The organism is Hymenobacter sp. PAMC 26628 (assembly GCF_001562275.1).
Classification (GTDB): domain Bacteria; phylum Bacteroidota; class Bacteroidia; order Cytophagales; family Hymenobacteraceae; genus Hymenobacter.
In genome coordinates, this window is record NZ_CP014304.1 from 3,581,907 (window position 1) to 3,597,112 (window position 15,206).

12 protein-coding genes are annotated in these 15,206 nt (G+C 64.3%); 11 read left to right on the forward strand and 1 reads right to left on the reverse strand.

All coding sequences use genetic code 11. The features are described from left to right. Positions 1-29 precede the first annotated feature (29 nt). On the reverse strand, positions 30-1,043 hold the full coding sequence (gene tsaD / locus AXW84_RS15630) for a tRNA (adenosine(37)-N6)-threonylcarbamoyltransferase complex transferase subunit TsaD (RefSeq protein ID WP_068235190.1): 1,014 nt from the start codon (positions 1,041-1,043) through the stop codon (positions 30-32). 198 nt (positions 1,044-1,241) lie between these two features. On the opposite strand from tsaD, the gene AXW84_RS15635 reads away from it, so the two are divergent. The 11 genes from AXW84_RS15635 (at position 1,242) to AXW84_RS15685 (ending at position 15,173) form a co-directional block, all read left to right on the forward strand. Next, positions 1,242-5,834, forward strand: a complete 4,593-nt coding sequence (locus tag AXW84_RS15635; protein WP_157887069.1) for a translocation/assembly module TamB domain-containing protein — start codon at positions 1,242-1,244, stop codon at positions 5,832-5,834. Positions 5,835-6,031: 197 nt separating this feature from the next. Next, the gene (locus AXW84_RS15640) at positions 6,032-6,916 is read left to right on the forward strand and encodes a cell division protein FtsX (protein WP_068235193.1); all 885 of its coding nucleotides are present in this window, start codon (positions 6,032-6,034) and stop codon (positions 6,914-6,916) included. A gap of 9 nt (positions 6,917-6,925) precedes the next feature. After that, positions 6,926-7,261, forward strand: coding sequence for a DUF3098 domain-containing protein (locus AXW84_RS23450; protein WP_082773929.1), 336 nt, complete (start codon positions 6,926-6,928; stop codon positions 7,259-7,261). 102 nt (positions 7,262-7,363) lie between these two features. Next, entirely contained in the window at positions 7,364-8,194 is an 831-nt protein-coding gene (locus AXW84_RS15650; RefSeq protein ID WP_068235195.1) for an undecaprenyl-diphosphate phosphatase, read from the forward strand. Then, the gene (gene truB, locus AXW84_RS15655) at positions 8,191-8,997 is read left to right on the forward strand and encodes a tRNA pseudouridine(55) synthase TruB (protein WP_071891416.1); all 807 of its coding nucleotides are present in this window, start codon (positions 8,191-8,193) and stop codon (positions 8,995-8,997) included. Before AXW84_RS15650 ends, truB begins: the two co-directional genes overlap by 4 nt. 77 nt (positions 8,998-9,074) lie before the next feature. Continuing rightward, positions 9,075-10,022, forward strand: a complete 948-nt coding sequence (locus AXW84_RS15660) for a bifunctional riboflavin kinase/FAD synthetase (RefSeq protein WP_068235196.1) — start codon at positions 9,075-9,077, stop codon at positions 10,020-10,022. 37 nt (positions 10,023-10,059) lie between these two features. After that, the gene (locus AXW84_RS15665) at positions 10,060-11,364 is read left to right on the forward strand and encodes a carboxypeptidase-like regulatory domain-containing protein (protein WP_068235198.1); all 1,305 of its coding nucleotides are present in this window, start codon (positions 10,060-10,062) and stop codon (positions 11,362-11,364) included. Continuing rightward, entirely contained in the window at positions 11,361-12,062 is a 702-nt protein-coding gene (locus tag AXW84_RS15670) for a CoA transferase subunit A (RefSeq protein WP_068235199.1), read from the forward strand. Before AXW84_RS15665 ends, AXW84_RS15670 begins: the two co-directional genes overlap by 4 nt. Before the next feature lie 192 nt (positions 12,063-12,254). Beyond that, complete coding sequence (locus AXW84_RS15675; protein WP_068235201.1) at positions 12,255-13,550, forward strand: serine hydrolase domain-containing protein; 1,296 nt, start codon at positions 12,255-12,257, stop codon at positions 13,548-13,550. A gap of 128 nt (positions 13,551-13,678) precedes the next feature. Beyond that, positions 13,679-14,347 (forward strand): CoA transferase subunit B, encoded by a 669-nt coding sequence (locus tag AXW84_RS15680; protein WP_068235203.1) that lies wholly within the window; start codon positions 13,679-13,681, stop codon positions 14,345-14,347. A gap of 316 nt (positions 14,348-14,663) precedes the next feature. Continuing rightward, positions 14,664-15,173: a hypothetical protein gene (locus tag AXW84_RS15685; RefSeq protein WP_068235205.1), complete on the forward strand. Its 510-nt coding sequence runs from the start codon at positions 14,664-14,666 to the stop codon at positions 15,171-15,173. Positions 15,174-15,206 lie beyond the last annotated feature (33 nt).

A 15,206-nucleotide genomic window follows, 5' to 3' on the forward strand; every position in this document is an offset into this window, starting at 1 on the left:
GGGGGCCCCACGGCCCGGCCCGCGGCGGGTTAGCGCAATTTCAGGCGCGGGTCGGGGCTGGCGAGCTGGGTGGCAAAATCGCCGGCCAGGAACTGGAAGTGCGCCGCCTGGGCCACCATAGCGGCGTTGTCGGTGCAAAAGGCCAGCGCCGGAATGAATACCTGCCAGCCCTGCGCCGCCGCCTCGGCGTGCAGGGCCGCGCGCAGGCCCGAGTTGGCGGCCACGCCGCCGGCCAGGGCCACTTGCGTGAGGCCGGTGTCGGCCGCGGCGCGGCGCAGCTGGCGCAGCAGCGTGGCCACCACCGTGTGCTGGATGCCAGCGCAGAGGTCGGCCAGGTTTTCAGCCACGAAGTCGGGGTTGCGGGCCGTTTCCTTTTTCAGAAAGTACAGCACCGCCGTTTTCAAGCCGCTGAAGCTGAAGTCGTAGCCCGCCATGGTGCCCACCGGAAAGGTGAAGCGGCGCGGGTCGCCCTGCTGCGCCAGGCGGTCGAGGTGGGGGCCCCCGGGGTACGGCAGGCCGAGCAGCTTGGCGGTTTTGTCGAAGGCCTCCCCGGCCGCGTCGTCGATGGTTTGGCCGATGACTTCCATGTCCGGCGCCGAGCGCACCACCACCAGCTGCGTGTGCCCGCCGCTCACGGTGAGGCACAGAAACGGGAACGTGGGCACGGGGTCGCCCAGGAAATGCGCCAGGATGTGGGCCCGCATGTGGTTCACCATGATGAGCGGCTTGCCCAGGGCCAGGGCCAGGGTTTTGGCAAACATGCCGCCCACCAGCAGCGAGCCCAGCAGCCCGGGGCCCTGCGTCACGGCCACGGCGTCGAGGTCATTTTTGGTGAGGCCCGCCTCGCGCAGAGCAGCCGTGACGACGGGCAGCAGGTGTTGCTGGTGGGCGCGCGAGGCCAGCTCGGGCACCACGCCGCCGTACTGCTCGTGTACTTTTTGGGTGGCCACCACGTTGCTCAGCAGGCGGCCGCCGGCCAGCACGGCCGCGCCGGTGTCGTCGCAAGAAGATTCGAGGGCCAGGATGCGGGGAAAATCGGACATAGGCAAAAGGCGGCGCGGGCGGGTTGCACGGTTTTTGTTTGGGCCCGGGCTCGGCACCACCGCGCCCACAAAGTTCGGGCCCAGCGGCCGAACCCAGGGCCCCCGGCCGCCGTTTGCCGGCCAAGGCCGGTGGGCAAGCCGCCAAAAAGCTACAACTTTGTCCGTTCCTCAGGCCCCATTCATTCGCTTAATTCTCCGGTGCGTCGCGTCCTTTCCCTCGTTTTGAAGCTGCTGCTGGGCCTCGTGGGCCTGGCCGTGCTGCTGCTGCTGGGGGCCCTGCTGGCGCTGCGCGTGCCCTCGGTGCAAACGCGGGTGGCGCGGCGGGTCACGGCCGTCCTCAGCGAGCGGCTGGGCCAGCGGGTGGAAATCGGGCGGGTCGACATCAGGCCGTTTTCGCGGGTGGTGCTGGAGGGCGTGCGGGTGCTGGACCGCCGCGGCTCGGAGCTGTTCAGCATCGGCGAGGCCGATGCCGACATTGCCCTGTTTTCGGTCTTCAACCCGCGCCACCTGCACGTGGGCCAGCTGGTGCTCAACGAGCCGCGCTTTGCATTGCGCAACCTGCCCGGCCAGCCCGACACCACCACGCTCAGTCAATTTATCTCCGCCGTGCGCCGGCTCACGGGGCCCAGCGACAGCACCAAGTCGGCGCCATTTGATTTTCAGATTGCCGCCATCGGCCTGCACAACGGCCAGTTCATCCTCGATAAGGCCGACGAGCCCCGCCAGCCCCACTACGGCCGCAGCGTGGACTACGCCCACATGCAGGTCGACAGCATTTACGCCGACATCTCGCAGGTACGGCTGGGCGACACGCTGGCCATGCAAATCAGGGGCTTGCGCGCCGTGGAAACCCCGTCCCAAACCCACTTGCGCGAGCTGACCGCGCTGATGCGCTACGGGCCCCATTTTTGGCAGTTCGACGGGCTAAGGCTGGCCGTGGGCCGCAGCCAACTCTCGGATTATTTGCGGTTTGACTACCGGGTGTTTGGCAATTTTGCGGACTTCAACGACTCGATGAAGGTGACCACGCGGCTGCACGGGGCCCAGGTTTTTTCGAGCGACATCGCCAAGTTTGCCCCCGCCCTGGCCACGCTCAACGAGTCCATCATCATGTCGGGCGACGCCACGGGCTACGTGCGCGACTTCAAAATTGCCAACCTCGACGTGCGCTACGGCCGCGGCACCCACTTGGTGGCCCGCCGCGCTGCCGCCACCAACCTCCCCCGCTATAAGGAAAGCTTCCTCGATTTGCGCCTGCTGCCCTCGCAGGTGCTGGCCAGCGACCTGGCCAAATGGCTGCCCAAGGACGCCAACACGCTGGTGCAGCGCCTGGGCCGGGTGCAGCTCAACGGGCAGTTTTTGGGCTTTTACAACGACTTTGTGGCTGATGCTTCCTTTAACACGGCCCTGGGCCGGGTGGCTACCGACTTGAACCTGAAGACCAAAACCGACTTTTCGCACGCTGCCTACTCGGGCCACGTGCGCTCGACGGATTTCCAGTTGGGCAAGTTCATCGGCAACCAGGACGTGATTCGGGACGTGACCGTGGACGGGCAGGTGACCGGCGTGGGCTTTGCGCCGCCCATTGCCCGGGGCCACGCCCAGGCCACGGTGGCCCGCGTGTGGCTGAACGGCTACCGCTACCGCAACCTGGCGCTGAACGGCGACTTCCACGAGCGCGCTTTTGCCGGCCACCTCGCCGCCAACGACCCCAACCTGCGCCTGACGGCCGACGGACGCATTGACCTCGACCGCGCCCACCAGGACGTCAGCCTGCGGGCCAAAATTGCGCGCGCCAACCTGGGGGCCCTGGGCTTGCTGGGCACGCCGCTGGTGGTGGCCACCACCGCCGACGTGCAGTTCCGGGGCGTGCAGCTCGACTCGCTGCTGGGCCACGCCTACCTGCGCCACTCACGCTTCACTCTCAACGGCCGCCGCCTAGCCCTGGACACGCTGGACGTGGTGAGCACCCGCACCCGCCGCAACGAGCGGCGCGTGAACATTCGCTCGGAGGCGCTGAACGCCAGCGCGTCTGGCACGTTCAGCACCGCGGCCGTGGTGCAGGACATTCAAACGCTGGTGACCGAATACCGCTTTAATTTTGAGAGCAATCCCGCGGCCACGGCGGCCTACTACCAGCGCAAGCGCCAGCGCCCGCTGGCCACCTACGAGGTCGACTTTCTACTACAGCTCAAGCGCGCCAACCCGCTAATTCAGCTGTTCGTGCCCGAGTTGGCAGTGGCCAACGGCAGCCGGTTCGACGGCTCGTTCCGCAGTGGCGAGACGTCGATTTTCCAGTTTGGGGGCCACCTCGACAGCCTGCGCTACGGTCCCGTGTTCACGGTGGACAACAACCTGGATTTCACTACTTCCAAGCTGCCGTACCGGCCCGAGGTATTGGCCCAGGCCAGCGTCACGTCGGCCCGGCAGGAGCTGCCCACGCTGGGGCCCACCAACGGCTTCGTGCTGGAAGGCGTGTGGGACCAGCAGAAAATCAACTTTTCGACCTCATTAGCCCAGACCAATACCACCAACCGGGCGGCCATCAATGGCTCACTGGCCTTTTTGCCGCGGGCGGTGGAAGTGGTATTCCGGCAGTCGGGCGTGCACATCCTAGACAAGGAGTGGACCATTGCGGCCGATAACTCGGTGCGGATTTCGGACTACGGCCGGGCCTTCGATGTTAAGAACCTGACGCTAAGCAACGGCGCTCAATTCATTGGGGCCCAAGGCTTCATCTCATCCGATGCCAGCAAGCCGCCTTTGCAGCTCACCATCCGCGACTTCCAGCTGGCCACCCTCAACGGCTTGGCTACCGGGCAAAAGCTGGGGGGCCGACTCAACGCCACGGGTACGGTGCGCAGCGTGTACGGGCCCCTGGCCCTGAGCACCAGCCTAACTGTGGACACGCTTACCTACCAGGGCACACTGATTGGGCAGGTAAAGGGCACGGGGGCCTGGGACGACCGCCTCAGCCGCCTGGGCGTGGACCTGGACGTGGCCCGCGCCGGGCAGTCGGTGCTGACGGTGGGCGGCTACTTAGCCCCGGGCAGCGCCGAGCAGCAGCTCAACCTCACCGGCACGCTGAACGACGCACCAGTGGTGCTGGCCCAGCCCTTCCTGGGCTCGCTGATGCGCGACTTAGGCGGCACCGGGCGCGGCACGCTCTGGCTCACGGGCAAGTTTGCGGCCCCCAACCTGGTGGGCGCCGTGGACGTGAGCAACGGCCGCTTCACCTTCGGCTACCTGGGCACTACGTACACCTTTGCCGACCGCATCAGCTTCACGCTGAGCGACATCTCGTTCCACAACATTAAGCTGCGCGACCCGCTGGGCAACCAGGGCGTGGTGGACGGCGTGATTACCCACCACCAGTTCCAGGACATGCGCTTGAACATTGCGGCTAACTTCCGCAAGATGCAGGTGCTGAATACCATCCGCAAGGACAACGACCTGTATTTCGGCACGGCCTACGCCACCGGCACGGCCCGCGTGACGGGGCCCGTCGACGACCTCTCAGTGGTGGTGCGGGCCACGAGCGAGTCCGGCACCCGCCTCTCGCTGCCCCTCGACAACGCCGCCAAGGCCCAGAAAGCCAGCTACATCAAGTTCGTCAACCACAACGTAGCAGACACGGTGCGAACCAAGAAAATACCGATTGCAGCCACCGATAAAGTTGACCTGTCGGGCATCAAGCTCGACTTCAACCTGACCGTGACGCCGGACGCCTACCTGGAGATTTTGCTCGACGAGAGCACCGGCGACGTGATTCGCGGCTCGGCGGCCGGTCAGCTGCGCCTGAACATCGACACGCGCGGCGACTTTAATATGTACGGCCAGGTAGAGATTGTACGCGGGGCCTACAACTTCACCTTGCAGGGCCTGGTAAACAAGGAGTTTGTAGTGCGGCCGGGCGGCGTCATTTCCTGGAACGGCGACCCGCTGGCCGGCGAAATGAACGTGACGGCCACCTACACCCAGCGCACCTCGCTGGCCCCCGTGCTGGGCGCGGGCTCGAACGCCGCCGCCGTGGTGCCCGTCACAGCCGTGATGAACCTGACGGGGCCCCTGCTGCTGCCGGCCATCAAGCTGGGGCTGGAGTTCAACGACGCGCCGGGCACCTTGCAGGGCGACCTGGCCTCCTTCACCACGTCGCTGCGCAACGACGAGCAGGAGTTGAACCGGCAGGTATTCAGCCTGTTGGTATTCAAGCAGCTGGCGCCGGTGGGCGCGTTTACGCAGCTTTCCATCCGGGGGCAGGACAATACGGTGCAGAACTCGCTGGGCCAGATTTTGAGCACCCAGCTCGGGCTGCTGACCTCGCAGATTGACCAGAACCTGGAAATCGACTTCAACATCAACGGCCTCACCGCCGATCAGCTTCAGGCCCTGCAAGTGCGCCTGAGCTACTCGCTGCTGGGGGGCCGCTTGCGCGTGACGCGCGAGGGCGGCTTCACGAGCAACGCCGGCCTGGCCACGCCGGGCAACACCGGCAGCACGCTAGCCAACTCGTCGGGCCAGGCCTCGCTGCTCGGCGACCTCAGCCTGGAATACTACCTGCGGCCCGACGGGAAGTTCCGGGCCAAGCTGCGGTACGAAACCACGCCCCGCGACCTGGAAACCATCAACCAGCCCCGCGCCGGCCTCTCGCTGCTCCACACCGAGCAGTTCGACTCGTTCGGGGAGCTGTTCAGTCGCAAAAACCCGCGGGCCAGCGAACGCAACACCCAGCGTGCCCGCGAAAGCAAGCAAGTGCTGAGCGTGGAAAACGACCCCCGCACCACGCTGTAAGGGCAATTAACAGTGAATTCCCGGGCCGTTATGTTGAGCGCAGCCGAAGCATCTCTCCCGCGGCAATAAATCATGGTTAGAACGTGGGAGAGATGCTTCGGCTGCGCTCAGCATGACGGCCCAATGATTGCGCGCCGGCCATCTTGTTAATATTAACTGCTAACTGATAACTGACCGCAGGGCTACCTTTGCGGCCCATGCCCCCCGTTCAGAAGAAAAAGCTCGGCTCCTACCCTACGTTTCTAGTGGTGTTCAGCATCACGCTGGCCCTGGTGGTAGTGGGCCTGTTTGGCCTGCTGCTGCTGCACGCCCACAAACTGAGCGAGGCCGTGCGCGAAAACCTGGAGGTGCAGGTGTACCTGGAGCGCAACCTGCCCGAAACTGAGCTGCTGCGCTTGCAGCAGGACCTGGGCCACCAGCCCGGCGTGGCTGAGCAGAGCGGCCGCCCCGCCATCCGCTTCATCAGCAAGGAAGATGGGGCCCGGCAACTGCTGCAAAGCACGGGCGAAGACTTCCGCCAGTTCCTCGACGACAACCCGCTGCGCGACGCCTACGCCCTCAAAATCCAGCCCGACTACACCGATACGCTGCACCTAGGGCAGCTCCAGCGCGGCCTACGGGGCCAGCGCGGCGTGTTCGAGGTGCAGTACCCACGCGACTTGTTCGCCAGCATCAACGCCAACCTCACGCGCATCAGTCTGGTGCTTTTAGGCTTTGCGGCGGTGCTGGTGGGGGCCGTGGTGGTGCTGATCAACAACACCATCAAGTTGGCCATTTTTTCGCAGCGCTTTCTCATCCGTTCCATGCAACTGGTGGGCGCCACGCGGTTCTTTATCCGGGGCCCCTTCCTGCGGCGCGCCACCTGGCAAGGCTTTGCCAGCGGCGGGCTGGCGGCGCTGGCGCTGGTGGCGCTGCTGCAATACGCCTACCTCGAAGTGGTGCCGCTGCGCCAGCTGCGCGACGACGTACTCGTCGGGGCCCTGCTGCTGGCCGTGGTGGCGCTGGGGGTGGTCATCGGCTTTTTCAGCGCCTACTGGGCCGTTAATAAATACCTCAAAGGGTCGCTCGACGACCTGTACTAACCCGCTCTTATGCAACGATTTGCTTTCGGCCCCCGCAACTACCGCCTCATGGGCATCGGCCTGGTTATCCTCGCCGTAGGCTTTGTCACGATGATGTTCGGCGACAAGGAAAACTACGGCGAAGACTTCCTGGGCATCACCCTGGGGCCCCTGCTGCTCATCGCCGGCTTTTTGGTGGAGTTTGCCGCTATTTTGGTGCGCGACGACTCGGCCGTGGTGAGCCGCGGCGATGCCCCGCCCGCGCCCACGGCTTTCACCCTCAGCCCCACGGCTCCGGCTGGGGCCCCGGTAGCTCCCGCGCCTAGCCCCGCCCCTACCGCCAGGCCCACCTACAAGCGCCTCTAATCCTGGTTCGGTAGGCCCTGGGTTGCCCGGCAACGGCAGTCGTTCCGGGGCCCTACTCGCTGGGTTATTACGTTCCGATATTTGCCAATTGATTACTGCACAATGACTTACTGGCACGCCCTGCTCCTCGCCATCGTGGAGGGCATCACCGAGTTTCTGCCCGTGTCCAGCACCGGGCACATGATCATCGCCTCGGCCCTGCTGGGCATTCAGATGACGCCGTTTGCCAAGCTCTACCTGGTGGTCATTCAGCTGGGGGCCATCCTGTCGGTGCTGGTGGTGTACTGGAAGCGGTTTTTCCAGAGCATCGACTTCTACCTCAAGCTGTTGGTGGCCTTTTTGCCCATCGTGGTCGTGGGGCTGCTGCTGAAAAAACACATCGACGCGCTGCTCGAATCCGTGACCACGGTGGGGGCCATGCTGCTGCTCGGCGGCGTGGTGCTGCTGTTCGTGGACAAGTGGTTTCCGCAGGAAGATTCGCAGAAGGGCGGCCACCCCGTCACCAACCCGAGCTGGAAGGAGGCCTTCGTCATTGGCCTGTTTCAGTGCCTGGCCGTGGTGCCGGGCGTGAGCCGCTCGGCAGCCACCATCATCGGGGGCCTCACCCAGAAGCTGACGCGCCGGGCGGCGGCCGAGTTTGCCTTTTTCCTGGCCATGCCCACCATGGCGGCGGCGGCGGCCAAGGATTTGTATGACTTTTATAAGGAAGCCAAAACCCACGGCGTCAGCCTCAACCACCTCTTTTCGGGCCAGGAAATCAAGCTGTTGGTGCTGGGCAACGTGGTGGCCTTCGTGGTGGCGCTGCTGGCCATCCGGCTGTTTGTGGGCTTCGTGGCGAAGTACGGCTTCCGCGCCTTTGGCATCTACCGCATCATCGTGGGCGGGCTGCTGCTGCTGCTCATCGGCCTGGGCGTGAACTTGCAACTGGTTTGATCGTGAAAAAGTTGGCTGATTTTGACTTCGACGCGGGCGAAATCCTGCTTTTCGACAAACCCCTCACCTGGTCGTCGTTCGATGGCGTGCGCAAGCTGAAAAACGCGCTGCGGATCCGCAAAGTCGGCCACGCCGGCACCCTCGACCCCCTGGCCACTGGCCTGCTCATCCTTTGCACGGGCAAGAAAACCAAGGAAATCGACCAGATTCAGGCCCAGGAAAAGGAGTACACCGGCACCTTCCGCCTCGGCCAAACCACGCCCAGCTTCGACCTCGAAACCGCCGTGGACGCCGAGGGGCCCTACGCCCACCTCACCGAGGCAGACATCCGGGCCGCCGCCGCGCAGTTCGTGGGCGAAATCCAGCAGACGCCGCCGCTGTACTCAGCCGTGAAACTTGACGGCAAGCGCGCCTACGAGCTGGCCCGCAAGGGCCAGGAAGCCGAAATAAAGGCCAAAACCGTCACTGTCAAGGCGTTTGAGCTGACGCGCATCGCGTTGCCCGAGGTCGATTTCCGGGTGGTGTGCTCCAAAGGCACCTACATCCGCAGCCTGGCCCGCGACTTAGGCGCGGCCCTAAGCGCGGGGGCCCACCTCACGGCGCTGCGGCGCACCCGCATCGGCGCGTTTCGGGTGGAGGACGCCCTGACGCTGGCCGATGTGCAGGCCCTGGCCCCGCCCCGCCCCGAGGGCCCCACTGGCGAGGCGCGCCCCCGCCGCGGGGGCCCCCGCCCGGCCCGCGCCGGCCTCGATTTTTACGCCGCCCAGCAAGCCGCCGGGGCCCCGGCCGAAGGGACCGAGTAGCGCCTTCGTAAAAAAACGCGGCGCATTGCCGATTGCGGGCGAATTTTGCAGCTTCGCTACCACGCCGCCTGGTTCCTATGCTCGTTATCCGCGACCCTGCCGACTTTCCCCGCTTGCAAAATGCCGTCGTCACGAGCGGCACCTTCGACGGGGTGCACCGCGGGCACCAGCGCATTCTGGCGCGGCTGCGCGAAGCGGCCGACGCGGCGGGCGGGCCGGCGGTGGTCATCACTTACTGGCCGCACCCGCGCCTGGTGCTGGGGCCCCCGCCCTCGCACCCCGAGCTGCTGGAGTTGCAGCTGCTCAACACCTTAGAGGAGCGCATTGCGCGGCTGGCGGCGTTCGGCGTCGATTACCTGCTGATTGTACCCTTCACTCGTGAGTTCGCGCAGTGGACATCGGAGGAGTACATCCAGCGCCTGCTGCTGGACACCGTGGGGGCCCGGCACCTGGTAATTGGCTACGACCACCGGTTTGGCAAAAACCGTGAGGGCGGCTTCGACTACCTCAGCCAGCACGCGGCCCGCTACGGCTTCGACGTGGAGGAAATTCCGCGGGCCGACATCGACGCGGTGGGCGTGAGCAGCACCCGCATCCGGGCGGCGCTGCGTGGGCACGACGTGGCCACCGCCACCCGCTACCTGGGCTACGACTACCCCGTGACCGGCCGCGTGGTGACGGGCCAGCAGCTGGGCCGCACCATCGGCTACCCCACGGCCAACCTGCACGTGGAGGAACCCTTGAAGCTGGTGCCGGCCCAGGGCATTTATGCGGTGTGGGCCACCACGGCGGCCGGCACCCGGCATCGGGGCATGCTCAGCATCGGGGTGCGGCCCACCATCGGGGCGGGGCTGGCCCAAACCATCGAGGTGAACTTACTGGATTTCGGCGGCGACCTCTACGGGCAATTACTGACGCTGGAATTCGTTGCCTGGCTGCGCGGCGAGGAGAAGTACAACGGCCTCGACGCCCTCAAGGCCCAGCTAGCGCTGGATGCCGAGGCCACGCGGGCGGCGCTGGCGTAGTTGTTACCTTCCTTTATCTATCCCCTATTTTTTGACGATGAATATTTTGCGGTTATTACTACTTAGCTGCTTTTGCCTGGGGACCCTGGGCGCGGCCCAGGCCCAGGGCAAGCTCAGCGGCGTGGTGCAGGACTCGGTGACGCACGAGCCGCTGGCGTTTTCGAGCGTGTTTCTCGCCAACACCACGCTGGGCGTCACCACCAATGAACTGGGCCGGTTCGAGTTTGCCAAAGTGCCGACGGGTACCTACAGCGTGGTGGGCTCGTACGTGGGCTACCGCTTGGCCAAGCAGGTGATAACCGTTACCAGCGCCCCGCAGCAGATTACGCTGGCGCTGGCCGCAACCGGCAACCAGTTGGCCGAAGTGGTGGTGGAGTCGACGCCCAACGACCCGAAGGATTACCAGAAATTTACGGACCAGTTCCTGGGCCGCACCGCGTTTTCGGACCAGTCCCACATTGTGAATCCCAAGGACGTCATCGTGAGCTACGACGACTCGACCAAGGACCTGACGGCCCGCTCGCGCAAGTTTGTGCAGATTGACAACGACGCCCTGGGTTACCACGTGAAGTACTACGGCCTGCGCTTCAGCAGCAACGACGAGGACGGTTCGCTGAGCTTCTACGGCGAGCCCGTGTTTGAGGAAATGACGCCGCGCGACGAGCGCCAGCAGCGCCAGTGGGCCGCCAACCGCGCCGCGGCCTACAACGGCTCATTCAACCACTTCCTGAAAAGCGTGTACGACAACCGCGTGGCGGCCGAAGGCTTCCTCACCCAGCAAGTGCGCGTGGTGGTGAACAACCGCTTCGATCTGACGGATAGCCTGCGCCGCACCATGCTCACCCAGCGGCCCAACGGCCCGTTCAGCAAGGCCGAAAAGGACTCGCTGACCAAGTGGAACCGGGCGGCCCCGGTCACGGCCACGGTATACCCCGAGGCGCGGCCCATCGACAGCATCCGCCGGGTATCGGCTGACCGCCAGCACGTGTATTTGCGCTTCACGGGCGAGCTGCAAGTGGCCCACTTCGGCGAGGCCCCCGACCCCAAATACGGCCGGCCCATGTCGCCACTGGGGGCCACCAGCAAGCCCTACCCCGCCCTGCGGCAGGTGTCGCGGCTGCGGCTGCAAGGGCAGGAGGCGGAAATCCAGTCCAACGGCTCGCTGATGAACCCGTTCGACGTGTCGGCCGGCGAGTACTGGGGATTCGAGAAAATAGGTGAATTTTTGCCACTTAATTACGTGCCGCCCGTTGCGGTAGCGCCCGCGCCGGCGCCCGTTCGTTCCGCTACCCCCACCCGTTCTGCCACTCCTACCCGTTCTTCCGCTTCCGCCCGCCCATGATTAATAAAGTAGTTGCGGGCCCCCAGTCCGCCCTCCAGGGCCTGGCCGACGGCATGACCCTGATGCTGGGCGGCTTCGGCCTGTGCGGCATCCCCGAGAATTCCATCCAGGAGATTTTACGCCTGGGCGTGAAGGACTTGACCTGCATCAGCAACAACGCCGGCGTCGACGATTTTGGCATTGGACGGCTGCTGCAAACGCGGCAGGTGCGCAAGATGATTGCCAGCTACGTGGGCGAAAACGCTGAGTTTGAGCGCCAGCTACTGAGCGGCGAGCTGGCAGTGGACCTGGTGCCGCAGGGCACCCTGGCCGAGCGCATCCGCGCCGGCGGGGCGGGCATCCCGGCCTTCTACACGCCGGCGGGCTACGGTACGGAGGTGGGCGAGGGCAAGGAAAGCCGGGAATTTGGCACCAAAATGTACCTGCTCGAAACCGGCCTGACGGCCGATTTTGCCTTCGTGAAAGCCTGGAAAGGCGACACCGCCGGCAACCTCATCTACAAAGGCACGGCCCGCAACTTCAACCCGATGATGGCCACGGCCGGCAAAATCACGGTGGCCGAAGTAGAAGAGCTAGTGCCCGCCGGGGCCCTCGACCCCAACCAGATTCACACGCCGGGCATCTTCGTGCAGCGCATTTTCCAGGGCCAGCACTACGAAAAGCGCATCGAGCAGCGCACCGTGCGGGCGGCAGGGTAAGGTAGGCCGCGAGATGGTTTGGAAAGCAATAAGGCCGTCATGCTGAGCTTGTCGAAGCACCTCTACCGCGGCAGTAATCAATGAATAGTTACACTGAAGAGATGCTTCGATTCCACTTCGTTCCGCTCAGCATGACGGCCTTGTTGCTTCTTTAATAGGTTCATAATTAAGCTCACCCCTCCCCCCGTCACTATGAAAAAACTGCTTCTCCCGCTGCTACTGGCCCTGGGTAGCCTGGGGGCCCTGGCCCAACCCAGCCGCACGCCCGTGCTGCAAGTCGCCGCGCCCGCCACCGTGGGCATGAGCGCCGCTGGCCTGGAGCGCATCGACCAGCTGCTGCGGGAGTACACGGCTGCGGGGCGCGAGCCGGGGGCCATCGGCTTCATTGCCCGCGACGGCAAAATCATTTACCGCCAGGCGTTTGGCTTGAACGACGTAGCCGCGCGCACGCCGCTCTCGTCCGAAGCCATCGTGCGCATCGCCTCGCAAACCAAGGCCATTACCAGCGCGGGGGCCCTGCTGCTGTTTGACCAGGGCCGGTTTAAGCTCGACGACCCGATTTCGAAGTACCTGCCGGCTTTCGCCCACCCCAAGGTACTGGCGACGTTCAACGAAAAGGATTCGACCTACACCACCGTGCCGGCGCGCAGCGAAATCACCATTCGCCAGCTGTTCACGCACACCTCGGGCATCGGCTACCCGGTCATCGGCAACAAGGAAGCGCGGGCTATTTACGCCAAGGCGCACATTCCCAGCGGGGTGGGCACGCCGACCGGCACGCTGGCCGCGGCCATCGACGCGCTGGGGCCCCTGCCGCTGATGCACCAGCCGGGCGAAAAATTCACCTACGGCCTGAGTATCGACGTGCTGGGCCGGCTAATTGAAGTGCTTTCGGGCCAGCCGCTCGACCAGTACCTGCGCGCCCGCATTTTTGAGCCCCTGGGCATGCGCGACACCTACTTCTACCTGCCCGCCGCATTGCAGCCGCGCTTGGTCACACTTTACACCGAGGATGAGGCTAAAAACACCGTGCCATTGGTGAAGCTTGGGGGCCTGCGGGCCGATTACCCCAAGGCCGCGGGCACGTACTTTTCGGGCGGTGGGGGCCTATCGAGCACCGTCGACGACTATGCCGTATTCCTCCAAATGCTGCTGAACGGCGGTGAGTACCGCGGCCGCCGGCTCCTCAAGCCCGAAACCGTGGCCCTGATGACCCAGAACCAGATGGGTGCCGTGAGCCAGGGCGGCAACAAATTCGGCCTCGGCTTTAGCATCGTCACGGCCGCGGGCGCGGCCCAAAGCGGCCTCACCGAGGGGTCGTACGAGTGGGGCGGCATTTTCGGCACTACGTACTGGGTCGACCCCAAGGAAAAAATCGTGGCCCTGCTCTACACCCAAAAGTGGCCCAACACCACGGCCGCCGACTTCTCGGCCAAGTTCAAACGACTGGTGTACGAGGCCATTCTCAAGCGCCACGCCCCGCAGTAGGGCCCCGAAAGACCGTCCTGTTGAGCGCAGCCGAAGTATTTCTCCTACGGCAGTAATTAATGATATAGGCAGCGGGAGAGTTGCTTCGGCTGCGCTCAGCAGAACTACACACCAACGATTTGATTCCAATGGCACTCGACAAACACGGCATCGCCCGGCGCATTGCGCAGGAAGTAAAAGACGGCTCCTACGTCAACCTTGGCATCGGCATTCCGACGCTGGTGGCCAACTACATCCCGGCTGGCATCAGCGTCGAGCTGCAATCCGAGAACGGGCTCCTCGGCATGGGGCCCTTCCCCACCGAGGCCGAAGTGGACCCTGACCTCATCAACGCCGGCAAGCAGACGGTGACCACGCTGCCGGGCTCCAGCCTGTTTTCGTCGGCCGACTCGTTCGGCATGATCCGCGGCGAGCACGTGGACCTGACCATTCTGGGGGCCATGGAGGTGAGCGAAAGCGGCGACATTGCCAACTGGAAAATACCCGGCAAAATGGTGAAGGGCATGGGCGGCGCCATGGACCTGGTGGCCTCGGCCAAAAACATCATCGTGGCCATGCAGCACGTGGCCCGCGACGGCTCCAGCAAGCTGCTGTCGGCCTGCACGTTGCCCCTCACCGGCCTGCGCTGCGTGAAGAAAATCGTGACCGAGTTAGCCGTACTCGACGTGACGCCCGACGGCTTCGTGTTGCGCGAGCGGGCCCCGGGCGTAAGCGTGGCCCAGATTCGGGCGGCTACTGCCGGCAAGCTGGTGGTGCCCGGCTCCGACGAGGACGTACCGGAAATGATGCTGCCCTAAAGAACGGAGCGCAGGGCCTCAGCACAGGTTGTTTCTCGCACCGCGGCGCAGCACGCAACGTGTCCAAACGGTGGGTTTGTCGAGGAAGTTTATATATAAAATATAATATCTATATTGTTTATAGCCTTTCCACTTTAACCGCATCACTTTTTCTTGGTTGGCTAGGTAGCTGGCCATAAATTGAAGGGGCACTAGGGACAGACATTGCATTCCGAGTGGTCAACTTTTATTTATCAACACCCAATATGGCTAACATCCTGCGTTTATTCCATTGATTAACAATCGTTTATTTTTCAGGAAATCTATATTAGCCGCGATGCTTGTTGGGCTTTCCAGCAGGGCTTTTGCGCAAGCGCCCGCACGGCCCGACAGCATTACGGTGGCCATCGAGCCTACTTACAACGATGTAACGGCCGTCCACCGCTGGCTGCTGGGCGAGAGCTACCGGCGGCAGTGGGCGGCCCCAGTGAAGATGCGGGTGTTTCACCTGTCCACCGAAAAAGGCGGCCTGAAAATCCTGGAGCGCGGCGGCGGTTTGCAAACCAAGTCGCTGCGCCTGCAGGACGCCACCGGGCAGCAGTGGGTGGTGCGCACCCTCCAGAAGTACCCCGAGCGGGGCCTGCCGCCCGCGCTGCGGCCCACCATCGCCAAAGACATTTTGCAGGACCAGGTATCGGCTTCGCACCCGTACGCGGCCTGCATTCAAAACATATCACTTCCCCGTTCGTCACCGACCTTTGCCGGCCCTTTGGGCGAGCGGCCGGGGCGCTGCCCTCGGGCCATAACTTTCTGCCCGCTCCTTGTTATACCTTTCCCGTACGAATGAAGGGCTCCTGAATTTACCCAAATCTAGCTGCAC